Source organism: Kitasatospora sp. NPDC059577 (assembly GCF_042735475.1).
Taxonomy (GTDB): Bacteria; Actinomycetota; Actinomycetes; order Streptomycetales; family Streptomycetaceae; genus Kitasatospora.
Window position 1 is genome coordinate 23,408 of record NZ_JBHWBZ010000069.1, and the last position, 25,862, is coordinate 49,269.

The 25,862-nt window shown below is 72.9% G+C and carries 26 protein-coding genes; 15 read left to right on the plus strand and 11 right to left on the minus strand.

What is annotated here, in order from left to right:
• Positions 1-106: 106 nt before the first annotated feature.
• Both ACFV0O_RS35550 and ACFV0O_RS35555 read right to left on the minus strand, forming a co-directional pair.
• Complete coding sequence (locus tag ACFV0O_RS35550) at positions 107-1,039, minus strand: hypothetical protein (protein ID WP_380348097.1); 933 nt, start codon at positions 1,037-1,039, stop codon at positions 107-109.
• A gap of 897 nt (positions 1,040-1,936) precedes the next feature.
• Positions 1,937-2,773, minus strand: a complete 837-nt coding sequence (locus ACFV0O_RS35555) for a helix-turn-helix transcriptional regulator (protein ID WP_380348099.1) — start codon at positions 2,771-2,773, stop codon at positions 1,937-1,939.
• Positions 2,774-2,912: 139 nt separating this feature from the next.
• On the opposite strand from ACFV0O_RS35555, the gene ACFV0O_RS35560 reads away from it, so the two are divergent.
• From ACFV0O_RS35560 to ACFV0O_RS35600, 9 genes are all read left to right on the plus strand, one after another.
• Positions 2,913-3,647: an SDR family oxidoreductase gene (locus tag ACFV0O_RS35560; RefSeq protein WP_380348101.1), complete on the plus strand. Its 735-nt coding sequence runs from the start codon at positions 2,913-2,915 to the stop codon at positions 3,645-3,647.
• A 23-nt stretch (positions 3,648-3,670) separates the two neighbouring features.
• On the plus strand, positions 3,671-4,165 hold the full coding sequence (locus tag ACFV0O_RS35565; RefSeq protein ID WP_380348103.1) for a nuclear transport factor 2 family protein: 495 nt from the start codon (positions 3,671-3,673) through the stop codon (positions 4,163-4,165).
• A 342-nt stretch (positions 4,166-4,507) separates the two neighbouring features.
• Positions 4,508-5,218, plus strand: coding sequence for a DUF4232 domain-containing protein (locus tag ACFV0O_RS35570; RefSeq protein WP_380348105.1), 711 nt, complete (start codon positions 4,508-4,510; stop codon positions 5,216-5,218).
• A gap of 457 nt (positions 5,219-5,675) precedes the next feature.
• Positions 5,676-6,206 carry an EF-hand domain-containing protein gene (locus ACFV0O_RS35575; protein ID WP_380348107.1) on the plus strand — a complete coding sequence of 177 codons (531 nt, stop codon included), beginning with the start codon at positions 5,676-5,678 and terminating at the stop codon, positions 6,204-6,206.
• A gap of 65 nt (positions 6,207-6,271) precedes the next feature.
• Positions 6,272-7,423: an isocitrate/isopropylmalate family dehydrogenase gene (locus ACFV0O_RS35580; protein ID WP_380348109.1), complete on the plus strand. Its 1,152-nt coding sequence runs from the start codon at positions 6,272-6,274 to the stop codon at positions 7,421-7,423.
• On the plus strand, positions 7,420-8,148 hold the full coding sequence (locus ACFV0O_RS35585; protein WP_380348111.1) for a cysteine hydrolase family protein: 729 nt from the start codon (positions 7,420-7,422) through the stop codon (positions 8,146-8,148). The genes ACFV0O_RS35580 and ACFV0O_RS35585 overlap by 4 nt, the downstream gene beginning before the upstream one ends.
• Entirely contained in the window at positions 8,145-9,080 is a 936-nt protein-coding gene (locus ACFV0O_RS35590) for an SAM-dependent methyltransferase (protein WP_380348113.1), read from the plus strand. Before ACFV0O_RS35585 ends, ACFV0O_RS35590 begins: the two co-directional genes overlap by 4 nt.
• Before the next feature lie 363 nt (positions 9,081-9,443).
• Positions 9,444-9,836, plus strand: a complete 393-nt coding sequence (locus tag ACFV0O_RS35595; protein ID WP_380348114.1) for a nuclear transport factor 2 family protein — start codon at positions 9,444-9,446, stop codon at positions 9,834-9,836.
• 107 nt (positions 9,837-9,943) lie between these two features.
• Positions 9,944-11,425, plus strand: a complete 1,482-nt coding sequence (locus ACFV0O_RS35600) for an FAD-dependent monooxygenase (RefSeq protein ID WP_380348116.1) — start codon at positions 9,944-9,946, stop codon at positions 11,423-11,425.
• Between the two features lie 82 nt (positions 11,426-11,507).
• On the opposite strand, the gene ACFV0O_RS35605 is transcribed toward ACFV0O_RS35600, so the two are convergent.
• A complete protein-coding gene (locus ACFV0O_RS35605) occupies positions 11,508-11,879 on the minus strand; it encodes a hypothetical protein (RefSeq protein WP_380348118.1) in 372 nt (123 codons plus the stop codon).
• 525 nt (positions 11,880-12,404) lie between these two features.
• On the opposite strand from ACFV0O_RS35605, the gene ACFV0O_RS35610 reads away from it, so the two are divergent.
• The gene (locus ACFV0O_RS35610; protein ID WP_380348120.1) at positions 12,405-12,818 is read left to right on the plus strand and encodes a hypothetical protein; all 414 of its coding nucleotides are present in this window, start codon (positions 12,405-12,407) and stop codon (positions 12,816-12,818) included.
• Between the two features lies 1 nt (position 12,819).
• A complete protein-coding gene (locus ACFV0O_RS35615; RefSeq protein ID WP_380348122.1) occupies positions 12,820-13,245 on the plus strand; it encodes a hypothetical protein in 426 nt (141 codons plus the stop codon).
• Between the two features lie 163 nt (positions 13,246-13,408).
• On the opposite strand, the gene ACFV0O_RS35620 is transcribed toward ACFV0O_RS35615, so the two are convergent.
• The 4 genes from ACFV0O_RS35620 to ACFV0O_RS35635 all read right to left on the minus strand — a co-directional run bounded on the left by ACFV0O_RS35620 (position 13,409) and on the right by ACFV0O_RS35635 (position 16,782).
• Entirely contained in the window at positions 13,409-14,053 is a 645-nt protein-coding gene (locus ACFV0O_RS35620; RefSeq protein WP_380348124.1) for a hypothetical protein, read from the minus strand.
• 82 nt (positions 14,054-14,135) lie between these two features.
• Positions 14,136-15,485 (minus strand): M48 family metalloprotease, encoded by a 1,350-nt coding sequence (locus ACFV0O_RS35625; protein WP_380348126.1) that lies wholly within the window; start codon positions 15,483-15,485, stop codon positions 14,136-14,138.
• A complete protein-coding gene (locus ACFV0O_RS35630) occupies positions 15,398-16,144 on the minus strand; it encodes a HEAT repeat domain-containing protein (protein WP_380348128.1) in 747 nt (248 codons plus the stop codon). The genes ACFV0O_RS35625 and ACFV0O_RS35630 overlap by 88 nt, the downstream gene beginning before the upstream one ends.
• A gap of 206 nt (positions 16,145-16,350) precedes the next feature.
• Positions 16,351-16,782, minus strand: a complete 432-nt coding sequence (locus tag ACFV0O_RS35635) for a hypothetical protein (RefSeq protein WP_380348130.1) — start codon at positions 16,780-16,782, stop codon at positions 16,351-16,353.
• Positions 16,783-17,052: 270 nt separating this feature from the next.
• Here ACFV0O_RS35635 and ACFV0O_RS35640 point away from each other — a divergent pair, with 270 nt between their 5' ends.
• Positions 17,053-17,193, plus strand: a complete 141-nt coding sequence (locus ACFV0O_RS35640; protein ID WP_380348132.1) for a hypothetical protein — start codon at positions 17,053-17,055, stop codon at positions 17,191-17,193.
• A gap of 121 nt (positions 17,194-17,314) precedes the next feature.
• Here the strand turns inward: ACFV0O_RS35640 and ACFV0O_RS35645 are convergent, their stop codons facing one another.
• Entirely contained in the window at positions 17,315-18,181 is an 867-nt protein-coding gene (locus tag ACFV0O_RS35645) for a methyltransferase domain-containing protein (RefSeq protein ID WP_380348134.1), read from the minus strand.
• Positions 18,182-18,273: 92 nt separating this feature from the next.
• Here ACFV0O_RS35645 and ACFV0O_RS35650 point away from each other — a divergent pair, with 92 nt between their 5' ends.
• The gene (locus ACFV0O_RS35650; protein ID WP_380348136.1) at positions 18,274-18,882 is read left to right on the plus strand and encodes a TetR/AcrR family transcriptional regulator; all 609 of its coding nucleotides are present in this window, start codon (positions 18,274-18,276) and stop codon (positions 18,880-18,882) included.
• Positions 18,883-19,147: 265 nt separating this feature from the next.
• On the opposite strand, the gene ACFV0O_RS35655 is transcribed toward ACFV0O_RS35650, so the two are convergent.
• The 3 genes from ACFV0O_RS35655 to ACFV0O_RS35665 all read right to left on the minus strand — a co-directional run bounded on the left by ACFV0O_RS35655 (position 19,148) and on the right by ACFV0O_RS35665 (position 23,354).
• A complete protein-coding gene (locus tag ACFV0O_RS35655) occupies positions 19,148-19,846 on the minus strand; it encodes a restriction endonuclease (RefSeq protein ID WP_380348138.1) in 699 nt (232 codons plus the stop codon).
• A 60-nt stretch (positions 19,847-19,906) separates the two neighbouring features.
• The gene (locus tag ACFV0O_RS35660; RefSeq protein ID WP_360268252.1) at positions 19,907-20,107 is read right to left on the minus strand and encodes a hypothetical protein; all 201 of its coding nucleotides are present in this window, start codon (positions 20,105-20,107) and stop codon (positions 19,907-19,909) included.
• Between the two features lie 322 nt (positions 20,108-20,429).
• Entirely contained in the window at positions 20,430-23,354 is a 2,925-nt protein-coding gene (locus tag ACFV0O_RS35665; RefSeq protein WP_380348141.1) for a BTAD domain-containing putative transcriptional regulator, read from the minus strand.
• Positions 23,355-23,680: 326 nt separating this feature from the next.
• Here ACFV0O_RS35665 and ACFV0O_RS35670 point away from each other — a divergent pair, with 326 nt between their 5' ends.
• Together ACFV0O_RS35670 and ACFV0O_RS35675 are read left to right on the plus strand one after the other, a co-directional pair.
• Entirely contained in the window at positions 23,681-24,964 is a 1,284-nt protein-coding gene (locus ACFV0O_RS35670) for an FG-GAP repeat domain-containing protein (RefSeq protein ID WP_380348143.1), read from the plus strand.
• A gap of 56 nt (positions 24,965-25,020) precedes the next feature.
• A partial coding sequence (locus tag ACFV0O_RS35675) for a transglycosylase family protein (RefSeq protein ID WP_380348145.1) occupies positions 25,021-25,862 on the plus strand: 842 nt, incomplete at its 3' end.

Below are 25,862 nucleotides of genomic sequence, written 5' to 3' on the forward strand. Positions count from 1 at the left end.
GCGCGCGGGCTCCCCCCCGCCGCGGCCGCCCGCGGGGGGAAGACCGACCCCGGCGCCGGCGCGCGCCGGGGCGGCGGGGGGAGCGGGGTACCTCAGCGGCGCCGCGTCAGCGGCGGGCGCCCCGACGGCGGGCGATCACCAGCGCGCCCCCGCCGACGGCGAGCAGCGCGGCGCCACCAGCGCCGTAGACGATCATCTGGCTGCTGTTGCCACCCGTGCTGGCCAGGGTGTTGGCCGGCGTGGTCGAGACCGGATTGGCAGTCGGCTTGCCGACCGGACCGGTCGTGTCCGCCGGGGCGGACGGCGCCGGAACGACCGGGGCGGTCGACGGGGTGCCGCTGGACGGCGTCCCGGTGGCCGGCACCGACGGCTTGGCGGTGGTGGAGGGCGAGGTGGTGGCCGTCGCGGTGGCGGTGGCCGAAGGCGTCGTCGTGGCAGTGGGCGTCCCGGTCGGGTGCGGGGTCGCGGTGGCCGTGGGTGACGCCGAGGAGGTCGGCACCGGGACGGTCGGCGTGCCGGTCGGGGTCGGCACGCAGGCCTTGCCGCCGTTCCAGGCCGAGATCAGGTTGTCCGGGAAGAGGCCGTCCGGGTACCTCGGCGCGGGGTTGGCGACGCCGTCGAACTTCTTGTCGCCGTTGTACAGGTCGATCTGGCCGTAGCACTTCGGCAGGTGGGCGGAGACGTCCAGGGTCGCCTGGCGGTTCCCGCTGCGCAGGGTGGTGGTCGCCCAGCCGAGGAAGGTCTGCTTGCCCGAGGTCGCCCAGGTCGGGCCCTCGGTTTCGTAGGAGGCCAGCGAGACCCGGTAGTCGCAGCCGTCCGCGACGTCGCCGACCAGGCGGACCTGGATGACGCCGTGCGGCTGGGACATCCGGCCGTCGGAGATCCAGCCCTTGCCGCCGTCGACGGAGAACTGGACGTCGACGGCGCCGCACCCGTGCTCGGCGTGGGCCTGGGCGGTGCCGGCGGTGAGCAGCGGAGCGCCGACGGCTATGCCGAGGGCGGCGAGGGCCGGAAGGCTCCGGCGCAGGAGTTGGTGCACGAGGAAGCTCCCTAGGGTTGTACACGGTTTGGGTGGGACTCACCGCTCTCTTGGTGGCGATCCGGAGGGACCGTCACCGGACCTGAGCGGACGTGAGACCGCGACCGTACCCGATGGCCCGGCGGCCCCTGACCCCAGGGCGTGAACCTGGCAGCGAGGAAGCCCGCTCTCGTCCGGCCGACGGGCAGCCGCCACCGTCCGTTCCGCGGACGAGGCGCCAAGGTGAACGGGGCGGACAGCGCCGGATGATGCGGCAGGACGCCCCTGCCCCCCGGCCACGTCCGGGCGCGCTGAACGGGCTTGGCTGCTGTCAGGTGCGCCGGGGACCGGCTCGTCGGGCCCTGCGGCTCGCCCTGTTCCGGTGTTCCGTGGCAGCACCGATCCGCGTGCGGTCGCCGATGGCCTGGGCCTGAGTGGTCGGCCGGTTGCGACGGGGGAGCGGAGCTGAGCCGGGGTTCCGTGCCGGTGCGGTCGGTGTCGGTGCCGTGTGGAACGGTCGGGCCCGTCGGACGCGGCACGTTCGGCGCATTGGCCGTCAGGGTCGGGCAGGGCGACGAGGCGGCCGGGCGGGTCGTCTGGGTCCGGTGGTGAGGATGTGGCCCGGGTCCGTCCGGTTGACGGTCCGGTCCGGTCCGGTCCGGTCAGGGCCTGGGGCGGCGGGCGACGTCCCGCGGAAGCCACCCCGCGGGAGCCGCTGCGCCGCTCCGTCACCCGGTGGTCACCGGTTCCGACTCCGGCTGTCAGGTGTCCACTTCGTCGGTCCGGTCAGGGCGCGAGCTGTGGAGGGTGTCGGCTCAGGAGCCGATCTGTCACCGGGGTGCCGGGGTGCCGGGCGGTCGGCGGCCTGGGGCCGGCCGTGTTCGGGTGGTGACGCCGCCGTGCCCGGCCCGGGTTCGGCTACCGGGCCGGCCGGACCGTGGTCGCGTGGAGCGAGCCGAGCAGGCTGAGGGCCTGGGCGCTGGGGCCGCCTGGTTCCGCCTGGTAGACGACGAGTTGCTGGCCGGGAGCGGCGCGCACGTCGAAGGTCTGGTAGGTGAGCTCCAGGGGCCCGACGTCGGGGTGGAGCAGGTGCTTGGTGTCCTGGGTCTTGCCGCGCACGTCGTGGGCGTTCCACAGGAGGGCGAAGTCCGCGCTGTACTCGGTGAGCCCGCAGGTGAGTTCCCGCAGCCGCGGGTTGTCCGGGTCGACGCCGGCCGCCTCGCGCAGGTGGGCCACGGTGGCCTGCGCGGCGTGGCTCCAGCGGGCGTAGAACCGGCGGCCCGCCGGGTCGAGGAAGGCCATGCGCGCCAGGTTGTCCGCCCGTTCGAAGGGGGAGTGGAGGGCCCGGGCCAGGGCGTTGGTCGCCAGGACGTCCAGGGTCCGGTTGATGACGAACGCCGGCGCCCCCGGGTAGCCGTCCACCAGCTGGCGGAGAGCAGGACCGACCCGGTCCGTGGTGGGGGCGGGCTTGACGGCCGGGGCGGTCCCCGCCAGGCGATGCAGGTGTGCGTGGGCGTCGGGCCCCAGGTGCAGGGTGCGGCCGAGCGCGTCGAGCACCTGGGCCGACGGGTGGCGTTCGCGCCCCTGTTCCAGCCGGGTGTAGTAGTCGGCGTTCACTCCGGCCAGGACGGCGACCTCCTCGCGGCGCAGCCCGGCGACCCTGCGCCTGCCGTGGCTCGCGATGCCGACGTCCTGTGGTCGCAGGGCCGCCCTGCGTGCGCGCAGGTACTCCCCGAGGCGGTTGTCGTGGGTCATGTCGCCAGGTTAGGCCGGGTCGGCGGTGCGGTGCCCGGGTGCGGTGCACCCAGGCAACGGGCGTCCTGGTCGGCGGTCGCGGTCCCGCCCAGACTCGGTCGAGCAGGACCGATCCGCACAGCGAGAGGCAGCAGCAGGCATGACAGACACAGGCAAGGTCGTGGCGATCACCGGAGCGAGCAGCGGGATCGGCGAGGCGACCGCCCGCCGGCTCGCCGCCGACGGCCACCGTGTGTTCCTCGGAGCGCGGCGCACCGATCGCCTCGACACGCTGGTTCGGGAGATCGACGCCGCCGGCGGCACCGCGGCGTTCCGGCGGCTGGACGTGACGGATGCGGCCGATGTCGCGGCGTTCGTCTCCGCGGCCCGGGAGCGGTACGGCCGCTTGGACGTGGTGGTCAACAACGCCGGGGTGATGCCGCTCTCGCCGCTCGCCGCCCTGAGGACCGACGAGTGGGACCGGATGATCGACGTGAACGTGCGGGGAGTCCTGCACGGCATCGCCGCCGCACTGCCGTTGATGCGCCTTCAGGGCGGGGGACACTTCGTGACCATCGCCTCGGTCGGCGCGTACGAGGTCTCCCCGACCGCCGCCGTCTACTGCGCCACCAAGTTCGCCGTGCGCGCGATCTCCGAAGGTCTGCGCCAGGAGTCCGCCGGGGACATCCGGGTCACCCTGGTCTCCCCGGGGGTGACCGAGTCCGAACTCGCCGACGGCATCGGCGATCCCGTCGCCCGGGAGGCCATGGCGGCCTACCGCGCCGTGGCGCTGCCGGCCGATGCGATCGCGCAGGCCATCGCCTACGCCGTGTCCCAGCCGTCCGGGGTCGACGTCAACGAGATCGTCGTCCGTCCCGCCGCGAGCGCCCAGTGACCCCCCTCTGCGAAGGAGCCGACATGCCGCACACCGCCGCCGACCGCGATGAACTGGTCCGCAGACTGCGGGTCCTGGAGGACAAGGAGGCGTTGCGCACCCTCATGATCCGCGGCTGGCGGGCGCTGGACCGCAAGGACTGGCAGACCTGGAGCGCGTGCTGGGCCGAGGACGCGGAGCTGGAGTTCGGGCCGTGGGAGACGATCCGCGGGAGGGAGGCGATCCGGGCGACGGTGGAGGAGGCGGAAGCGCCCTACGCGGCCATGCAGCACCACATCCTCAACCTGCACGTCGACGTCGAGGGCGATCGGGCCGGCGGCATCGGTTACATGTGGTTCGTCGCCGTCGCCGAACCGGGGAGTGCCCGCGCTCCCTACTCCATGGGAGGCCCGTACGACTGGGAGTTCCGCCGGGACGCGGAGGGCTGGCTCGTGGTCCGCCAGAGGCTCGGCGTCTGGTGGACCGACGGCGAGGATCCTCTGAAGGCCTTCGAGCAGCGAGGACACGTCGACGGGTGACCGGCGCGCGAACGGGCTCTCCGGTGGCGTCGACGGGCGACGGTGGATCGCATGCCCGAGCGGTGGTGGTCAAGATCGGGCCGGTCACGGATCTGTCGCAGCGTTCGGCGCGCGCGGGCGGGTGCGGGACGGCGGCGGGAACCGCCGTCCCGCCCGGCCTGCGGCGCGCACCGGCGCGGTGCGCGTGCTGCCGGTGCCCGTCGTGGGCGAACGCTCGTGTCACAGATGTGTCTTGAGGGAGGTTCGGGTGGAACGGTTCGTCCGGCCGGGCGGTCCTGCTCACCAGTAACACCCGGTCGCACCGAGCGGCCGGCGCAGCCACTCGAATCCGGGGAAGTCACGATGCGCGTTCACAAGCTCACCTTCGCGGCCCTGGCCGTTGCAGCGGGCCTTTCGCTCACGGCTTGTCAGAACGACGACGCCGACACGGCCCAGGCCAAGCCGTCGTCCGCGCCGACCGTGTCCTCCGGGGCCGCGTCCGGCGCGCCGACCGCGTCCACCGCGCCGACCGGGTCCGCCCCGGGGGCAACGGCTCCGAGCGGCGGGACGACTGCGGGCGGCGGCGGGACGGTGGCCGGCGCGACGGCTGCCCCCGGTGCGAAGGGAACGGCTCCCGGGGCCGCCTCCGCGGCGGGCGGAAAGTGCCGGACCGACGACCTGGCGATCACGGCGGCGGACCGCACCATCGACGGTGACCGGGACCGTACGGTCGTGGTCGAGCTGAAGAACCGCAGCGGCCACGACTGCGCGATCTCCGGATACGCGGGCGTCGACCTGAAGACCGGCGCGGGGTCACTGTCCGCCCAGCGGTCCGGTGAGCCGGTCGTCGCCGGCGTCCTCAAGGCCGGGAAGTCGACCTTCTTCGGGATCAGCTACCCGGCCAACACGTCGGGAGGGTCGGGTGTGCGGATCACCGGGCTGGTCGTGACCCCGCCGGACGAGACGACGTCGGTCACCCTCCCCTGGCCGGGCGCCGCTACCCTGCCCGTCACCGACGGTACCGGCTCGCCGGTGAAGATCGGCCCGATGGGCAGCGCCGGCCAGGGCAACTGAGCCGGGCCACCACCCCGCCCGCTGCGCCCGCTGCGTGGCGGGCGGGGCAGCAGGACGTCCCGTGGAGCGTGCGGCCGGTTACGGGGGAGCGGCCACGGCAGCCGCACGGCCGTCCGATTCCCCGGGGTCGCCCGCGCCGACCCGGTGGCCGCCGGTGAACCGGCCGCCGGCTCCTGCCCTGAGCAGCCCGTTGGCCACGATGTCGACGCCCGGTCGGTGCGAGACGTGCAGGGCCCGGGCCGCGAGGGCGCCCGCCTGGGACGCCACACGTACGCCGCAGGCGGAGCGAATATCGGCTCATCTGAATAGATCACTCTTCCGAGTGAAGATCGGCCCCATCGGTCGGTCGGCCGACCCGGTGCAGCCGAGGGTGGAGGACGGCCCGGGGCCGCTCGCCCCGGCCGGAGCCGGACCGGGGCCGTCCCGGCCCGCACGACCTGTGAGGAGACACACGCCGATGGGAACCGAAGCCGTGCAGCGGGCCGCACTGGTGTTCCGGCTGTTCGACGCCAACGGGAACGGGGTCCTCGACGCCCAGGACTTCGAGCTGATGACCGAGCGGGTGCTGGCCGCCGCCCCCGACTCGGGAAAGGGCGCCCGGAAGGCGTTCGCCGACAGCCTCCGCCGCTACTGGGAGGTGCTCGTCCAGGGGCTGGACACCAACGGTGACGGCGTGATCAGCCCGGAGGAGTTCGAGGGCTTCGTCCTCGACCCCACGCGGTTCGCTCCGACCGCCGCCGAGTTCGCCGACGCGCTCGCCGCCCTCGGTGACCCGGACGGCGACGGTCTGATCGACCGGGCCCGTTTCCTCGGCCTGATGACCGCGATCGGCTTCGCCGTGCCCAACATCAACGCGCTCTTCGACGCGTTCGGCCCGGACGCCGGTGACCGGATCGCGGTGGCTGTCTGGGCCGACGGCATCCGCGACTACTACACACCCTGCGCGAGCGGGATCCCCGGCGACCGACTGGTCTCGCTGCCGGCCTGACCCACGCCCGGCACCATCCGCCGCCCCCGAGGAAGCCCCCCGAGGAAGCCCCCGAGGAAGCCCCCGTGAACGCTCCGCGTATCGCCCTTGCCGTCGGCCGGGGAACCGGACCCGAACTCGCCGCCGTCTTCGAGCGCGTCCTGCACCGGATCACTCGGCTGCACGGTGTGGAGGCCGAACTGGTCCGCTCGCCCCGGTACTACCACTCCTACGCCTCGCTGCGCGCCGAAGCCGGCGGTACCGAGGAGGCCGCGCGGCTCACCGAGCAGGACGCCACCCACTACGAGCGTTTCTGCCGGGAGCAGGCAGCGGCGGGGGTCCGCGCGGTGTTCCGCACCGCCGTCAACGCCCAGTCGCTCTACCTCGTCCGGCAGCGGCTGGCCGCCGTCAAGACGGAGGCGCTGACAGCGGACGGGGCGAGGCTATTCCTGGTCCGGGACCAGGCACAGGGTTTCTACACCGGTGAGAACCGGCACACCCCGGGCCGGGTGGTGCGCACGATGGAGTTCAGCCGCGCCGTCACCGAGCAGGTGCTGCGCCACGCTGTACGCGCGGCCCGCGAGCAGTGGCCGGACGAAGGCCCGGCGCGGGTGCTGATGGCCTACAAGTACCACCTCCTGGACGGGGCGCTGGACGACTGGACGGCGGGCCTGTCCACCGAACTCGCAGTGGGGATCGGCGTGTTCCAGCCGGACACGGTGAACCGCAACCTGATCGCCCGCGGGCTCGGGGACCGCACCGTGCTCGTCGCCGGGAACGAGTGGGCGGACATCATGCACGTCGTGCTGCTCGACCGGTACGGCTCCGAGCGGCAGGAGAACCGGTGCACCGAGAACGTGTACCTCCACCCGGATCTGAACGGCCTGACGGAGTACCAGACCGTCCATGGCTCCGCCGACGACCTGGCCGGCCGTGATCTGGTCAACCCCGTCGCCACGGTGCGGGCCGCCGCCCGGATCGCCGAGCGGTACGCGGCCTGCCCGGGAGCGACGGCCGCGGTGGAATCCGGCCTGAGGGCCGTGCACGCGCGCGGGGTCCGCACCCCGGATTTCGACGGGAAGGCCTCCACGACCGAGGTGGTCGAAGCGCTGCTGGCCGAACTCGGCGCGCCCACCGGCGCCGTGCCCGCGCCGGCCGGGCCCGCGCCAGCTGTGCCCGCCCCGGCCGGGCCCGCGTCGGCCGGGCCCGCGACTGCCGGCACGGCGGCCCCGCGGTGAGCACCCCCCGGCCCACGGCGCCGCTCACCGAGGATCCCGGCACCGGAACCGGCACCGGCACCTCCGCCACCGGCACCGGCACCGGAACCGGCACCGGCACCTCCGCCACCGCGCTCGTTGTGGTGGACCTCCAGAACGACTTCTGCGCCGGGCCGGCGGCCGCGGCCCGCTATCCCGGCGACCCGGCCCGCCTGACCGTCACCGCCGCCCGCTGCGCCGCGGCGGTCGACGCCGCCCGGGCCCGGGGCATCGAGGTGCTGTTCGTCCGCTTCCTCGGCGACCCCGCCCACCAGGGCGCCGCCTGGCGGCGACGCGACGCCGAGCTCGGCAAGCAGCCGAAGTGCCTGGAAGGGAGCCGGGGCGCGGACTTCCACGCGGTGAGCCCTCTGCCCGGCGAAGCCGTGTTCACCAAACGGGCCTGCTTCGACGCCTTCCTGGACCCCGGGTTCGAGCCCCACCTGCGCCGGCGCGGCATCGAACACCTGGTGCTGGCCGGCCTGTTCACCGACGTGTGCGTGGACTCCACGGCCCGCACCGCGTTCCAGCGGGGCTTCCACCTCACGGTGCTGCGCGACTGCACCACCGCACTGCACCTCACCGACGCCGACATCCTGCGTTTTATGGCCCGCGTCTACGGCGCCCGCATCACCACGCTCTCCGATCTCGCCTTCGCGGCGCCACCGCCGGCGGCCGGCTCGTCCGCAGCGCCGGCAGGCAGCCGATGACCGCGCCCACCACCCCCGATCGGGGCATCACGGCCGGCGTCGGCCGGACCGCACTCCTCGTCGCCGCCGCCCGGGCCATCGAGAACCACCGGCCGGATGCGGTGGCCCGCGACCCCTACGCGGAGCACTTCGTGCGGGCCGATCCCGGCTGCGCCGACTGGCCGCTGCACCCGGCCCAGGTGTCCCCGGCCGATCCGCTCTGGGGCCGGCTGGCCGCCTACTTCGCGCTGCGCACCCGTGTCCTGGACGATCACCTCCTGGCCTCGGCCCGCTCCGGTCTGCGCCAGGTGGTCCTGCTCGGGGCGGGGCTGGACACCCGTGCCCACCGGCTGCCGTGGCCGCCGGGTACGACGGTGTGGGAGCTGGACCGGCCCGAGGTGCTCGCCCACAAGCAGCGGGTCCTCGACGCCCTCGGCGCGGAACCGGTCGCCGATCGCCGCACCGTTGCCGGTGACCGGCGCACCGTCGCCGCCGACCGCCGCACCGTGGCCGTCGACCTGCACGACGACTGGCCGCGCGCCCTGACCACCGCCGGACTCGACCCGGCCGAGCCGGTCGCCTGGCTCGCCGAGGGCCTCCTGCTCTACCTGCCGGCAGTCGCCGAGCGTCGCCTGATCGCCACCCTCGACGGTTTCAGCGCCCCGGGCAGCACCCTCGCCTACGAGGCCAAGCTCGGCCTGGAGAACACCGCGGTCCGTGCCAGTGCGACCTATGCGGCGGCCCGGGAGCGGATCGGCCTGGACCTGCTCGCCCTCTTCGCCGCCGGCCCCCGCCCCGACACCGCCGCCGACCTCGCCGGGCGCGGCTGGCACACCCGCGTCCACACCCCGTTCGATCACGCCCTTTCCCATCCCCGCGCGCTGCGCCGGGAGCAGGACGACTGCCTGGCCGCCAACCGCTGGGTCTTCGCGACCAAGCTGCCGCCCACCTGACCGGTGGTCGGCCCGCCGGACGCGCTGTGCCAGGCCCGGTGACGACGGCCGCAGCCCCGTCCGGCGAAGTCCCTCCCGGGGGCCCGCGGCCCGCTGCCGCGCCGTGTGCCGTGCTCCGATCCCGGGGTGTCCGCCCCGCCGACCGCGGGCCCGAGCCTGCCCCGGGTGCACGGGCGTCACCCCGATGCCCGAAGGGGTGGGCGGTGTCCTTCCCGGTCGCCTCCGGCGTCGCTCCGTTCGTCGCCTCCGGGATTAGCGTGCGCCGCGCACGCTTTTTCTGCTACGGTAAATGCGTGCTCAAGGCACGCACTTCCCGCGTCGCGCACACACCGCGCGGGCACCGTCTGCAACCGGAGGAATCCCATGAACCGCACCGACGCACGCGCCGCCCTGACCGACCTGCTGCTCACCCCCGGGCTCGACCTCGACGAGGCCGCCGACCGGCACTTCGCCCCCGACTACCGCCAGCGCACCGACGGCGAGTGGGCCAACCGCACCGAGTTCCTCGACCACATCGCCCACCTGCGCACCGTCGTCGCCGACGGCTCCGTCGAGGTCCACGACGAACTCTCCGACGGCGACCGCTACGCCGACCGCCACACCATGACCATCGTCAAGACCGACGGATCCACCGTCCGCATCGAGGTCTACCTCTTCGCCGAGTTCGCCCCCGACGGCCGCTTCCGCCGCATCGAGGAGACCACCCTCATGCTCGAAGGCGCCGACGGCGACCGGAACCTCGGCAGCGCCCGCTGAGCCACGTCGTCCACCCGACGCCACGACGCCGTCCGGGCCCAGCCCATGGGCGCGCCGTCGTCGTGGCGCATCGTCCATCGTCCCAACCCCGAGAGGGAGTGGTTGTCATGCTCGACGTGCTCATCGCCGGGGCCGGCCCGGTCGGGCTCTGGCTGGCCGCGGAGTTGCGCCTGCACGGTGTGGAGGTGACCGTCGTGGAACGCAGACCGGCACCGGACGGACGGTCGCGCGCTGTCGGCATGCAGGCCGGCACCCTGGACACCTTCGCCACCCGCGGACTCGCGCAGCGGTTCATCGAACGCGGCACCCCGGTCCCCACCGGCCACTTCGGCGCGGCGACCACCCGGCTCGACTTCTCCACGGTCGGCGCGGTGCACCCGTTCATGCTGGCGCTCGGTCAGTCCGTCACCGAACAGCTCCTGGAGGAGCACGCGATTGCCGTGGGTGCGCGGGTGCTGCGCGGGGAGGAGGTCGTGTCCCTCACCCAGGACGCGGACGCCGTCGAGGCCGTGATCCGCTCCGGCGGCACCCACCGGACCGTGCGGGCCCGCTGGGTGGTCGGCTGCGACGGCACCCGCAGCGCGGTGCGCCACGCGGCCGGTATCGGCTTCCCCGGCCAGGACACCACGATGACCGGGTGGCTCGCCGACGTCGAACTCGACGATCCGCCTACCGCCCCGCTCGCCGCCACCGGGCCGGCCGGTTCGTTCCTGGCGGCTCCGATCGGCGACGGCGTCCACCGGCTGGCGGGCCTGTCCACCGCCACCGTGCACCGCGGCGCCGGCGAACCGCTGACCCTGGAGGAGGTGCGCGAGCAGACCCGCACGCTCGTGGGACGGGACCTCGGCATCCGCAACCCCCGCTGGCTGTCGCGCTACGGCAACGCCACCCGCCAGGCCACGCGGTACCGGGCCGGACGGGTGCTGGTGGCGGGGGACGCGGCGCACATGTTCTTCCCGGCCGGTGGCCAGGGCATGAACCTCGGCATCCAGGACGCCACCAACCTGGGCTGGAAGCTGGCCGCCACCCTCCAGGGCCGGGCCCCCGACGGTTTGCTCGACAGCTACGACACGGAGCGCCGGCCGGCCGCCCGCGCCGTCATCGACAACACCCGGGCGCAACTGGCCCTGTTCGCCGCAGCGAGCCCGGAGCAGATCGCGCTGCGCGAGGTCTGGTCCGCAGCGCTGGCCGAACCGCGGACCAACCGGCAGTGGGCCCGTCGGATCGCCGGCTTCGACGACCCGCTCCCCGCCGGCACCGCCGGCACCGCACCCGGCACGCACCCGCTGATCGGCACACGGCTGGCCGGCCTCGCCCTGGACGCGCCCGACGCACCCACCGCCCACCCGCTGATGCATCACGGCCGGTTGCTGCTGCTGGACCTCGACGGGACGCGGACGCCGTGTTCCGTGAGCGGCCTGGAGCAGCGGGCAGCCACCGTCCGCACCGAGGCCGCGCATCCGATCTGGCGGGACGTCACCGCGGTCCTGATCCGGCCGGACGCCCGGATCGCCTGGGCCGGCACCGACACCGACCCGCAACGCCGGGCCGCCGACTGCCTCACCACCCTGCGCACCCTGTGCCGCTGAACCCCGCTCGGTGAGCCCACCCGCCGGTCCCCGCCGGGCGCCCCCCTCGCACCACGGCACGGTCTCCGCCGCGGGGGCACGCTCAGGCGACCGACGGCGCCGACCTGGCCCGCTGGTCGGACGGAGCGGCGGGGCGGACGAGTCGCACACCGTGGACGGCTGCGACGCGCCCGCCCCGAATCCGGCGTCCGTCCTCGCCGCCCCGAGAGGAGGGGCGGGTGAGCGCGTGGTGGCCGCCGCCGGAGGTGATCTCCACGATCAGGTGTCCGTCGCCGCCGCCGTACAGGCGGTGTCCGGCGGGGCGGAGGCGTTCGGTGGCCGTGACCGGCAGGGCGTCGACCGTGCCGGTGGGCCCGCGCAGCCACAACAGGCAGCACGGTTCGGTGCGCGCCGGGGAGGCGTCCGTGATCAGCGGCTGACCGGGCGGGGTGAAGCCGAGGATCCGGCCCAACACACGGGCAGCACCCGACGCGTGTTCCCGCTCCGGGTGGGACGCCCGGTGCCGCGGAAGGCCTCGATGGCCGCGCGTTCCTCCGCCGCGAGGTCCCGGTCGGCCGGCGGCGACCCGACGGTGCGGCCGGTCACCGGAGCCGGAACGGCCGGGTGAGGCACCCCCGACCAGGGAGGCGCCGTCTGACCACCCGTCGACGTCCGCCTCGCCGCCGTGCTCGTCGGCGATCGGCTCGATTCACTCGGAACCTCGGTCACCGACACCGCCCGCGAAGTCGGCCGCCACCGGTTCGGCGCCGGAGGTTCGGCGCGCGAGCGTACTTGACCCACTGGGGCGCGCGGGCTCCGGTCGTCCCGTAGTCGCGTTCGTGTGGGATGAGGAGCACAACGCGCTTTACGGCATCGGTCTGTGACGCTGCGGGGAACCGGAAGCAGGATTTCTTCCTGTGCTGGACATGATGCGTGCTCGTGGCCGCTGCACCAGACTCCGCCGTGGCGCCCCCGAGGGCCGGGGGCGGACGGGAGAACCATGCGAGTCACGAAGCGCCTGGCCGCGAGCGGAGCGACCGTCGGGTTGCTCGCCGCCGGCCTGGTGGGCTTGACCGGGACGAGCGCGCAAGCCTACAGCGGCTGCCAGGAGCTCGACAGCTACAACGGCGCGCGGATCAACGTCTGCGCGTCCCGGGTCAATCCGTGGGACGTGACGCTGCACTACGACGTCATCCGGCGGGGGAGCACCGACGAGCGCGTCTGGTTCACGCTCTACACGCCGGGCTGCGGGAAGGGCACCTACACGGATGTCTCGGGGAACGACTACTCCGAGCCGTCGAAGAATTTCGAGGTGGTGTGTGCGGCTTCGCAGATCACCTGGGCTACCGGCTGGGTCTCCGAATCGGGCGGTAACACGTCCGTCGGCGGCGTCGGCGACACCTGGAGCTGGTGACATGGCGATCGTGAAGAGGCTCGCTTCGGTGGGCGCGGCGTCGGGTCTGGCCGCCGCGGGCGTCGTCGGGCTCGGAGCAGGCCCGGCGCAGGCCGCGCAGCACTGCACCACGCTCAGCACCACGCACGGTGCGCTGATCTCCATGTGCGCCAACGAGATCAACGCGAACTACCTCCAGATGACCTACAACCTGCTTCAGCGCGGGAACACGGACGAGCGCGCGTGGTTCATGGTCATCTCGCAGTGCGGGCAGTACCCGGGCGCGGAGGGGTCCAGCTACGACTGGATCTCCTACAACGACTACGACCGCACCTACGACACCCCTGAGAAGTGGTGCGGGGTGGCGAACGGAGGCTTCGGCGTCGTGGTCAAGGTCACCGAGTCGGGAAACATCTCGGACTACCAGGGGGCCGTGACCCTTCTCTGATCCCCGGACAGCATCAGCAACCCCTGGTGTCCCGTCGGGGGCCGCAGGCGTGGTCGGCCCGCCCGGTGGCCAGCGAACGGGCCGACCACATCGGCTGTGTGCAGGTGTCGAGCATGTCGGCACACCGAGTCCTGCCGCCGACCGACGGTAGGCCACCCGGCGCCTACGGCTCCGTCCATCGCACGGCCTCCCGCCCCGGCTGCTGAGCGGGTGCCAGATCGGCGCGGCCGGGCCGATCCGGACAGCTATGGGGACAGTTACGGCCGTCCCTGCCGGTCCGTCGGCTGGGGACCGGCGGTTCGAGCGCAAGGAGTTGCCGCGCGATTTCGAGCGTGTTGACCGGTCCTGGCCGCCGATCACGGCGGCAGTGGCGGCCAGGAGAAGTGTTCCTGTGGCCATCTACGACTCGCGGAGCCTTCGAAGGGCTTTCCCTGGCATAACGTCGGCGGCGCGTCGCTGGCACGCTCGCGTTCGGCCCTGACCAGCCGTCCCCGGAGTAGTCACTCGACCTCCAGTCAGGGCTCCACACACCGAACGCCTGCCTGGCGATGAACGCCCAGGTGTCCTCGTGGCTCACCAGCGTCAGGTAGGAGACACCGGCGGCAATCACCATCGCGGAGTTGTGCTCCGCCAGGCCGACCGTGTTCGCCGCGACCGCCGTCTGAACGGCCTCCCTGTCCTCCTCCTCCCGCCAACGCTTCTCCTGCTCCCACTTCTCCCCGGCGATCCGGCGCTCCAACTCCTTGCCGGCCACGTACTGCTCACGCCACGTCGCGAACGTCGATCCTCCAACTCCCGCAAGGACCACGCTGTGTAGGTTGGTTATGGCTGTGCGCAACGGTTGTCCCGGTGGGCCGGGGAGGTCGGCGCTCCGTTGCCGGCCGGCCTCGTCAGCCGGCCAGCAGCCCGGTGGCGATCCGGGCGCGGTGCGGCGCCAGCTCGGCGGCGATCGAGGCGCCCTCGGCGGCGGTGACGGTGACGGTGGCGTCCCCGTCCCCGGCGTGGGCGGCCAGGGCGATCCGCAGGTGGGTCGGCGGGTGGGAGCCGTCCACGGCGGAGCGGTCACGGGCGCTGAGCCGCAGCAGGCGCTCCCGCTCGACTGCGGGGACGGAGGCGAGGTGCTCGCGTACCCGTTCCCAGAGCAGGTCCGGCGCGGGCGGCGCGGGCGCGTTCTCGGTCCGGCGGCTGCGGGCGCGGCCGATCCGGGGCCGTCCGCGTTCCTCGGCCCGGATCTGGTGGATCGCGGTGTCCACCGAGTTGGGCAGCAGCAGCGCCGCGAGCATGCCCCGGGCCGCCTTGCCGCCCGCCACCCGGGCGGCGAGCACGTCGGAGTGGTACTCGGCCTGCTGGCCGGCCCGGGAGGTGAGCCGGTCGAACAGCACCAGCCCCTGGTACAGCACCCAGGCGACGCCCCGCAGCACCAGCCGGCCGAACACCGCGCCGAACCGCACCAGCATCGAGACCTCGTCCCGGGCCACGACCGGCCCGTCGTGGCCCGGGCGGGCCATGTCGTACCAGGCCCACAGCGCCGAGACGGCGCTGTACAGCCAGAACGAGCGCCGGCGGTCGCCGTTGACCCGGTGGCCGAACTCGTGGCCGAGCAGGGCTGTCCGCTCCCGGTCGTCCAGCACCTCCCAGAGCGGCAGGCCGAGCCGGAGCACCGACCGGCGGCGCAGCCCGACCAGCCCGTACGAGGCGTTGAACTCGTCGGTGACCTGGATGACGTCCACCGGACGGGCGCCGACCTCGGCGGCCACCCGGTCGGCCAGCCCGTACAGGACCGGCGCCCCGGCGCGGTCGAGCACGCCCGCGTCCTTCGGCAGCCGGCCGAGCCGGGGCCGCAGGGTCACCGCGATCACCAGCACCACCGCGCCGACGCAGCGCTGCACGACGGTCCCGGCGATCAGCAGCCAGAACGCCAGGGCGAAGGTGCCGACGGTGACGAGGTGGATCACCCCGGCTGCGGCGGAGGCCAGCAGCCAGTCCCGGCGGGCAGTGGGGGAGCCGCCCCCGGCGGCCTGCTCCTCGTAGAGCCGGTCGGTGCGGGCGACCGCGACCCGCTCGCGCCGGGTGGGCTCGGGGGCGGCGTCCTCGCCGGGCACGAGGTTCCAGTCGCAGGCCGGGCACCAGACGAGGAAGCGCGGGTCGTCGGTCAGGGGGGCGACGCAGCGCGGGCACGGCGAACCGTGGACGGGCCTGTCGGCGGACGCCGCGGTGGGCGCCTCGGGGGAGGTGGACACGGTTGATCATGATGGCGGGCCGGGGCGCCGGTGGCCAGGGGGGTTATTCGTATCGTGACCATGCCCGTTCCCATTCGGGCCGCCCCCAGCTGCCGGGCGGCAGGCGCAGGGTGCGTCCGGACGGTGTGTGGCGGGCTCCGGCGGTCGGGTTGCCGGTGTTGATGGTCGAGGTCGATCGCTCGACCATGGCCCCGGCCGACGTCGCCGCCGTCGATCGGCCTGCCCCGGCTGCGCCGGTCGTCCTGGGGGCCTCGGTCGCTCCGGTCGCTGCTGCGCCGCGCCCCGTGGTCGAGGCCGGTCCGCATGGTGCGCAGGGTGTCCGGGCCCGGGTCGTCGGTGAGGCACAGCCAGCCCAGGGCGGCGCTGACGCGGATTTCGGGCGGCCGGGCGGGGTCGGACCAGCAGGCGCGCATCCAGGCGGTGGTCGCTGCGTCCTGGTGTGCGCGGGACAGTTGGGCGATCGCCAGGACCAGGCCCGCGCGGACGGCGGGGTCGTGTTCGAGGAGCAGGCGGGTGTGGACGGCGGCCAGGATGTCGTGGGCGCGTCCGGCGGCGGCCAGGACGTAGGCGGCGGCGAGGCGCACGGCGGGGTCGGGGTCGTCGAGCGCGGGCAGGAGAAGGGCGGTGTCGGCGGTGATCGCCTCCCGGGCGGCCTGCACCGACCAGTTCTGCGGGTAGCCGGTTGGCTCGAAGAGCCAGTCGTCTCCTCTCGACCGGACCGCACTCCCGCATTCCCACCCACACCCCCCCGCTCACGCCATCGCACCATCATCGCAACCGGAACCGACACCAACCGCCGGGCCGGCACCCCGGGGAGCGGGCCCAGGAACAGCCTGTCGGCGACATGATCACGGACTCGCGGATCTCAGTAGCTGTAGCCCTCCTTGCAGAAGCTGGCGGTGACCTTGTGCGGCTTGAAGTCCGGAAGGACCGAGTGAAGGTTGGACACTTCCGGCGTGATGAGCAGCAGGTCGATGACGAGCGCGATCATCAGCAGCGGCTTGAGAGGCTGCGCCGCGGTGTTCTGACCCCGCGCCGCGGCCCACAGCAGCATGGAGAGGAACAGCGCAGCAAGTATGCCGATGGCAGGGCCGGCCCATGCGGCGACCTGTGCGGACACGGGTATCGCGGGGGTGGGAACGCACATCAGTCCGCCGACGTAGTGGCGCTGGGCCCAGAACGCGTAGACGGTGCAGGCCAGTCCGATCGGGACGGTCAGGATCGCCGTGGTGGTGAGCGGCAGCCATCGCGCGTTCGAGGATGAGCGAGCCGGGAGGGTGTTGGAGCTGTAAGCCATCTGACCAGTGCCAATCGGGATCGGGTTGCTTGTGCCCAACTTAGACTCTCGGCCGCGGCCACGATCTTCTCCCCTGCGGGCCGCGAGCCGGCAGACCGTCCCTTCGCCGAGACGGTCCGCCGGAGCGTGCGGGTCTTCGCCCACCGCACCACGACCGCGCACCCGGCGAGGCCTACCACGGCGGCGATGTCGCCGGCGGTGAATCCGGCCCGCGGGTGGGCCGCGGCCGGCGCGGGAATTCCGGCCACGGCGAGGGTGCCCATCGTCCGGATGACCGTCTGGTCGAGTGTCAGCAGCCGGCGCCGGGCGGCCGGTGGGAACTGCGCGAGGTGCGTGGACAGCGCGACCGCCAGGAACGGCGACGACGCCACCGTCCTCGGCAAGGTCGTCGCGGTCCTGCGCCGCCTTTGACGGAGATCGCGGTCCGGCGGATCGGATCCGAGAGTTCCGGTCGGCCGAGCCGCCCGGGGTCGGGGCGTTGCCGCGGCGATATCCCGGTCTGCCGGATGTCGGCCGACGACGGCCGACCGGGTCAGGGACGGGCGGCGGTGACCAGCCAGGCAGAGGTGCGGAGCCGGACGCCGCCGGGCCCTTCGTACCCGGCGAGTGCGCCGGTCAGCGCGTCCCGGACCTGCCCGGCCGCGCTGGGGCCGTCGGTGCCGGCGGGATCGAGGAGACTCGCCAGGTGCCGCACCGGGCCCGAGCCCAGCAGGTGGTCGGCAGCGTCATCGATGTCGCGACCGAATTGTCCCCGGGCCTCGACGAGTTCGGTGCGAACGTCGGTGAAGGCTGCCTCGGCGAGGACCCGGTGGATCACCGCGGGGTCGGCGAGCGAGAACATCCCCGGCCCCGAGGGGATGCTGACGCCCTGCGCGGGGAGTTGCAGCACGGCGCGTACCGCGTCGAAGACCTGTACCCATTCCGTCCGGGCCGGGTCGGCCATGCAGACGAACGCGATCCGGCCGCCCGGGCGCAGGGCCCGGCCGATGTTGCCGAACGCCGCGACCGGGTCCTCGAAGAACATGATCCCGAAGCGGCTGATCGCGACGTCGAAGCCGGCGGTCGGCAGCGGGTGGATCTGCGCGTCGCCTTGCTCGAACGCGATCCGGTCGATGTCCTCCTCGGCGGCGAGGGCGCGGGCCCGGGCGAGCATCGGGGCGGAGAGGTCCAGACCCAGGGCCGACCCCGGCGTTGCCGCCAGGGCAGCGAGCCGGGTGGTCTGGCCGGCGCCGCAGCCCACATCCAGCACGCGGTCTGCGGGGCGGATTCCGGCCGCCTCCAGAAGCGGGGCGTCGAACCCCTCGTTGACCGCGTTCCAGCGGTCGTGGTGATCGCTCCAGTGCCGGCCCTCGTCGCCGTTCCAGGCCTCGGACTGCTGGGTGTTGACGAGCTGACGCATGAGATCACTCCTGTCGGACAGCTAGTATGGGCATGTGCCCATATGAAGGTATGGGCACATGCCCATACATGCAACCCTGCCAGGAGGGCCTGATGTCACCACGCGGTGTAGCGATCGTCGATGTGCGGGAACGGCTCTTCGCAGCGGCCGAGCGCGTGCTGGCCCGGGAGGGGACCGCAGGCCTGACCAACCGTGCGGTCACCGCGGAGGCGGACTGCGCGAAGGGCCTGCTGTACAACCACTTCGCCGACCTGGACGACTTCATCGCGCAACTGGTCCTGGACCGCTTCGAGCGGCTCGCCGCCGAGGTCCGCCCCCTCCCGGAGCAGGCCGGACACGGCGACGTACGGGAGAACCTGTTCCGCGTGGCGCTCGCCATGCTCGGCACGCAGGGGCCGGCGCTCACGGCGACGGCGATGTCCAGGCAGGTGGTGGTGGAGCGGGTGCGGCAGGCCTGGGAGGCCGGGGCCCCCGGACCCGGCGCGGTCGAGGACGCGCTCGCCCGCTACCTGGAGGCAGAGCAACGGCTCGGCAGGATCCCCGCACACGCCGACTGCGGAATGCTCGCCCTCGCCCTCGCCGGAACGGTCCACCACCTGCGCATGCACGGCAGCACCCAGTCCGACGACAACCCCCGGCTGATCCACCGCCTGGTCGCCGCGCTCATCGCCGGACCGGACGCACCGGCCCCCTCGGCTTGACAGCCCCTGGCACAGGCGCAGCCGGCAGCGGTGCACCCGCCGCACACCGGATGCCGACGTGCGAGACGGGCGGCCGTCTCGGTCGCTGCGAGCCGGCCCGGGACGTGCGCCACCGCCCACCGGCGACGCTGCGAGCGCCGGCCACGCTCCCCGTGCAGGGCACGCCCCATCCGGCGAGCGCGGCGTTCGTCGGTGGGACACCGCGCGCCGGCCGGCAGCACGGAACAGGGAGGCCGGGCCCGGACGGCAGTGCCGGATGTCCCGGTCAGTTCTGTCGGCCGTTGCGGGGGTGGGGGATGTGGGGCAGGAGGTTCCACAGGGGGCGGCCGTCGGCGGCCCAGCGGGCGAGGGCGGTGCGGTCGACGAGGTGGATGCCCTGCTCGGTTCCCCAGCGGTGGGCCTCGCGGGAGAAGCGGCCGTTGGTGACGACGACGGCGAGCTGGGCGTGGTGGGCGCGCTGGTAGGTTCCGGCGAGCGCGTACAGGACTCCGACTCCCACCGGCTTGCCGCCGATCGGGTCCCGTTTGTGCTTGCACTGCACGGCCCAGCGCCGTCCCGTCGGATCCTCGGCGAGCACGTCCACGCTCTGGTCGTTCGCCCTCCCGACCTTGCGCGCACGGCAGCCGTCGCGCTCCAGCAGGTCGCGCACCGCGAACTCGAACGCGTCCGGGGTCATGTGGTCGATCCCGCCCGGGCCGCCGAGCGCCAGGCGCAGCCGGGCGGCGCGCAGCCGGTCCTCGCGGGCGGCCAGGGCCCGGCTCCGCAGGACGACGACGGCGGCGGCGCCGGCCGTGAGGGCGACGGCGACCGGGATCCACCAGTTCGCGGCCAGCCACCGCAGGACGGCGGCCGCGGCACCGAAGGCCAGAAGTGTCAGGAGTCCGTAGGCGAGCCAGGTCGCGTCGTCGCGTCGTGCGGGTCCGCGTCCTCGGCGTCGTCGTGCCGGTGGCCTGCGGCTAGCCATGCGCTGCTCCGGGCCTGATCACGTGGGTGTCCTTCCTGCGGGCCGTCGTACCGGGAGGGGTCAGTGGGTGGCTTCGACGGCGATGCCGACGAGTTGGAGGATGGCGTGGCCCCAGGCGGTGGCGGCGATCAGGACGCCGAAGGTGACGGCGGTGAAGACGGTGAACGCCTCGTCGGTGCGGCTGCGGGCCTCGGTGCGGCGCCGGAGTCGGATGATGATGAGGATCGCGAGGAACGCCGTCGCGCTGATCGTGTACTGCACTGCCCACCCCGGCCCGTATTTGACTCTGTGTGAGGCCTCGGTCACCCGGAGCCTGCTGCATTCGGGTGAGCATGCCAGAGCGGCCACCTCGGCGGGGTCGGTTCTCTGAAATTGGCCGGACGCGAACGAGCGCGAGTTCGCGGCCGTCCGCTCCCCCCAACCGTCCTGCTTTGGTTCGCGCGGCACAGACTCGGTTCCAGGATCTCGTGGCGGCCGGGTCCGTGTCCGACTCGCCTGACCAGAGGCGATGATTCTCCGGCCCCACAGGATGCGGGGCATGGCCCCGGCCGGGGGCGTTCGGTTCACCGGCCAGGGTCGCGTCCTACCCGCGGCGGAGCTCCAACTCCTCCAGTCCTTGGCGCGCCTGGTCGATCCAGGCCGTGAGCCGGTGCTGACGCGCGATTTGGAGAGCGCGGTCGAAGCAGTTCCTGGCGTCGTCCCACTGGGCGAAGTGAAGGTGGGCGCGGCCGGTGATGACCAGGCAGTCCGCGATGTAGCCGAAGTGTCCGAGGCGCTGCTGGATCGCCAGGGCTTCGCCGAGTGCGGTGAAGGCCTCCTCCCGGCGGTCGAGGGCGCGAAGCGTGTCGCCGAGATTGGCCAGGGTGATGGCGGTGTTGGGAAGGTTTCCGTGCGCGCGCCAGAGTTCGAGCGCACCGCGGAGGTGGGTCTCCGCGGCCGGGAAGTCGCGGGCCGCCAGGAGGGAGAGGGCCATGGTGCTCAGGACGAGGCCTTCGTCGTCGCGTGTGCCGCTCGCGCGTTGCCGCTCCAGGGCCTGCCGGGCGTAGCTCAGAGCCTGTGCGGTCCGGCCCAGCTGGTTGTGTCCGTTGGAGAGATCCGACAGCAGACTCACCGGGACGGATCCGTCGTCGATCTTCTCGAACAGCGCCAGGGCGGTATGCAGGGCTTCGACGGCCTGCTCGGTGCGGTACGCCATGCCGTGGCCGGCGCCGATCCGGCGGAGCAGCCAGGCCTGGCCCTCCAGGTCGTCGTGCCGTTCGGCGATCTGCAGGGCCAGGCGCAGACAGGCGTCCGCTTCGCCGGTCCACCAGTAGTGCCTCACGTATCCCATCAGCCCGATGGCGACGCGCCAGGCGAGGCCAGGGCGGCTGCAGTGCGCGGCCTGCCGGATCGTCTCCTTGATGTGGACGAGCTCCTGTACGCACCACTGCAGGGCTTGTTCCGCGCTGGTGAAGGCGGGCAGTGGGGCCGGGGGAGTTTCGGCTGCGAACGATGCACCGTGACCCTTTTGTATCGCACGGCTGGCATCGGCCAGTGCCGCCGCGTACCAGCGCATCAGACGGATTCGGGCGGCGTCACGGGTTTCGTGGGTCTCCTCCTCCTCGACGCGTTCGGCGGCGTACTCGCCCAGCAGGTCGTGGAACCGGTACTGCAAGGGCCCGGGACTCTGCAGCAGGTGGACGTCGACCAGTTCTTCGAGTAGGTCTGCCGTCAGCCCGACGGAACGCCCGATGAGCGCGGCGGCGGACTCGACGGTGAACACGAAGCCCGGCCACAGTCCCAGCAGCCGGAATGCCCGGGCGGTTTCGAGCCCCGAGGAGTCGTCGCCGAGGGCGAGATAGCTGGAGGCGAATGTGGCACGCACACCCAGGTGGCCCGCCGACAGCGCCCGCAGCCGGCCGTCGCCCGCAGCCAGGCGCTGTGCCAGTGTCCCCAGGGGCCAGCCCGGCCTCGCGGCGAGACGGGCACCGGTGATCCGCAGCGCCAGGGGATGCCCCGCGCACGCAGCCAGCAGCCGCAGCGCGCCGTCCGGGTCCTGCGCCATCCGGCCCGGGCCGCACAGCGCGGAGAGCAGCGCGCGCTGCTCCTCGACGTCCAGCGGGTCCAGTCCGAACTGCGCGGCGCCGGGCAGCTCGGTGAGGGTGCTGCGGGTGGTGACGAGCACCGCGCAGGGGCCGCTGCCCGGCAGCAGCGGCAGCACCTGCTCGGCGTCGCGCGCGTTGTCGAGGACCAGCAGGACACGCCGGGCGGCCAGGACGGTGCGCAGCAGGGCGGAGCGTTCGTCGGTGTGTTCGGGAATCGGCCGGTTTCGGGTCTCGACCTGGTCCCCGTGGCCGAGACCGGTGAGGAAGCCCGCCAGGACGTCGTGCGGTTCGCGGGGCTCGCCCTTGCCGAAGCCTCGCAGGTCGACGTAGAGCTGCCCGTCGGGGAACAGGTGCCGCACCCGGTGGGCTGCGTGGACGGCGAGGGCGGTCTTGCCGATGCCACCCATGCCGGAGAGGACGAGCACGGCGGGGGAGCCGACGGTGGCGGCAGCCGTCAGACGGTCGGTCAGCTGCCTCAGTTCGTCCGCGCGGCCGGTGAAGTCCGCAGTGTCTGCGGGGAGTTGTGCGGGGGAGGTCGCGGAACTCGCCGCAGTGTCTGCGGGAAGTTGTGCGGGGGAGGTCGCGGAACTCGCCGCGAGCTGCTCGTCGGCGCTGCCGTCATCGTCGGCGGAGCTGTTCGCTGGTTCGTCGGGGACGGCGGCGAACGGCTCGGGTCGCCGGAGAAGCGCGGGGTCGCGAACCAGTACCTGCTGGTGGACGGTTCGCAGGGCCGGTCCCGGGTCGGTGCCCAGTTCTTCGGCAAGCCGGACACGGACCTCCTCGAAGACCGACAAGGCGTCGGCCTGGCGCCCGCCCTGGTAGAGCGCAGTGATCAACTGCACGTGGAACTCCTCGTGCAGCGGATACTCGGCGACCCGACGGGCGAGTTCGGGCACCGCCTCCGCATGCCGCCCCTGACACAGCTCCGCCTCGAACCGCCACTCCAGTACCTGCAGGCGGGCCTGCAGCAGATGCCGCACCTCGGGGTCGAGACCGAGAACAGCGGGCAGGTCGGACAGCGGCTCACCGCGCCAGAGCGCCGCCGCGGCCGCGGTGTGCCGGCTGACGGCCGGCCAGTCCCGCTCCTCGCGGGCGGCCCGGGCACGACCGAGCAACGCTGTGAAGTCCCGGACATCGAGCTCGCCGTCGTCGACCCGCAGCAGATAGCCGTTCGGCACCGAGCGAAGCCTCCCGCCCTCTGCAGCCAGGGCCTGACGCAGCCGCCTCACGTGGTTGTGCAACGACGCGGTCGCACTGGCCGGTTGTTCCTCGCCCCACAGCGCGTTGCGCAGGCTGCCGAGTGAGACCGGCCGGTTGGCCTGGAAGAGCAGTGCGGCGAGCAGCGCCCTGCTCTTGGCGCCGCGCACCTCCAGAGTCCGCTCGCCGTCGTGCACCGTCACGGTACCGAGCAGTCCGAACCTCATCCCTGTGCCCCCGTCGCCCCTGTGTCCCCACAGCCCGTCGCCCCTGTGTCCCCACAGCCCGTCGACCTTCGGCCGACAGCACACGTTGACGATCAGTTAGCCGGATGTTAGGTCCAGTCGAACGGCCCTGGCAAACCGCTCTGCCCGCGGCCCACCGAGCCGGTGAAAAAACCGGGATGACCGCCCTGACCAGCATCGATCCAGGCTCGACGACGCTGCGCGGCCCGTGGCGGCACTCGTTGACGGGTTGTTGTCGTGATGTGCGCGAGCGGCGTCAAGATCGTTGTGTCGGCTCCAGCCACCACCACCGAATCAGGAGTACTCCCTTGCCCGCCAAGACCCCCAAGCTCGTCCGCATAGCCCTCGCCGCCGTCGTCGCGGCCTCCGGAGCGATCGCCACCACGGCCGTCACGACCACCGCCGCCCACGCGGTCGGCACGTCCTCGACCGGCGGCCAGATCACGCGTTCCGAGATCATCGCCCGCGCCCAGTCCTGGGTCGACGAGGGCGTGCCGTACGACCAGGACAGCGACTGGAGCGACAGCAACGGCAAGTACCGCCAGGACTGCTCCGGTCTGGTGTCGATGGCCTGGCACATCGACACCAGCGGCACCAACTACGGTTTCACGACCGAGACGATGGAGCAGTTCGCCACCCAGCTCGGCAGCCTGGACGACCTCAAGCAGGGCGACGCCATCAACAACGTCAAGACGCACACCGTGCTGTTCGACCGGTGGACCGACTCCAGCCACTCCACCGCGATGGTCTACGAGGAGGCGCACAAGGGCACGAACGCCCGGTACCGGGCCATGGACCGCAGCGAAATGTCCGCCGGTGGCTTCCTTCCCTTCCGCTACGGCAACGTCCTCGACGTCACGCTCCACTACTCGCAGACGGCGGCGGCGGACTTCACGGGTGACGGGAAGGCGGACATCGTCGCCCGGGACGATTCGACCGGGAACCTGATGATGTGGGTGCACAACGCGGGTGCTTCGTACTTCGCGCCCAAGGTGGTGTCGGGTGGTTGGAACTTCTCCGGGACGACGGTGGGTGACTTCAACGGCGACGGGAAGGCGGACATCGTCGCGAAGGGCACGGACGGCAACCTGGACATGTGGTACGGGAACGGTGACGGCACGTTCGGTGCGCCGCACAAGGTGACGGGTGGTTGGGACTTCACGCAGACCGCTGCCGCCGACTTCGACGGGGACGGCAAGGTCGATCTGATCGCCAAGGGCTCGGACGGCAACCTTCGCATGTGGCCGGGCAACGGCGACGGCACGTTCGGTGCACCGCACGTGCAGACCGGCGGCTGGGACTACACGGAGACGCGGGCCGCCGACTTCAACGGCGACGGGAAGGCCGACATCATCGCCCGTGACGCGGGCGGCAACCTGGTGATGTGGCTGCACAACTCCAACGGTTCGTTCGGCGCGCCCCAGCAGATCACCAGCGGCTGGAACTACAGCCAGACGGCCGCCGCCGACATCGACGGCAACGGCAAGGCCGACCTGATCGGCCGTGACGACACCACCGGCAACCTCATGGTGTGGGCCGGCAACGGCGACGGCACCTTCGCCCGCTCCTTCACCCTCACCAGCGGTTGGTAGCACACCTCGTCATCGACTGACGCATCGCCATGCAATCCCTATCGAAGGAAACACAGTTGAAGAAGTCCACTGCAGCGCCCGTCGTCGCCGCATTCGTGACCGCCGCACTGGTGGGGGCCGCCGGGTCGGCGAACGCCGCCTCGCTGAGCACCTGGGACAAGGTCGCCCAGTGCGAGAGCAGCGGCCAGTGGGACATCGTCGATGTCGTCGGTGGAGTCACCTACTACGGTGGTCTGCAGTTCGACAGGGGAACCTGGGAGGCGTACGGGGGCACCGCGTACGCGCCGTACGCCAACCAGGCGACCAAGCAGCAGCAGATCCTGATAGCCGAGAAGGTTCTCGCCAAGCAGGGCGAAGGCGCGTGGCCTCAGTGCGGTCCGAAGTCCGGCCTCGGCGCAGACACCGCGGACCCGTACCCGGGGACGGTCCTCCACTACTCGCAGACGGCGGCGGCGGACTTCACGGGTGACGGGAAGGCGGACATCGTCGCCCGGGACGATTCGACCGGGAACCTGATGATGTGGGTGCACAACGCGGGTGCTTCGTACTCCGCGCCCAAGGTGGTGTCGGGTGGTTGGAACTTCTCCGGGACGACGGTGGGTGACTTCAACGGCGACGGGAAGGCGGACATCGTCGCGAAGGGCACGGACGGCAACCTGGACATGTGGTACGGGAACGGTGACGGCACGTTCGGTGCGCCGCACAAGGTGACGGGTGGTTGGGACTTCACGCAGACCGCTGCCGCCGACTTCGACGGGGACGGCAAGGTCGACCTGATCGCCAAGGGCTCGGACGGCAATCTCCGCATGTGGCCGGGCAACGGCGACGGCACGTTCGGTGCACCGCACGTGCAGACCGGCGGCTGGGACTACACGGAGACGCGGGCCGCCGACTTCAA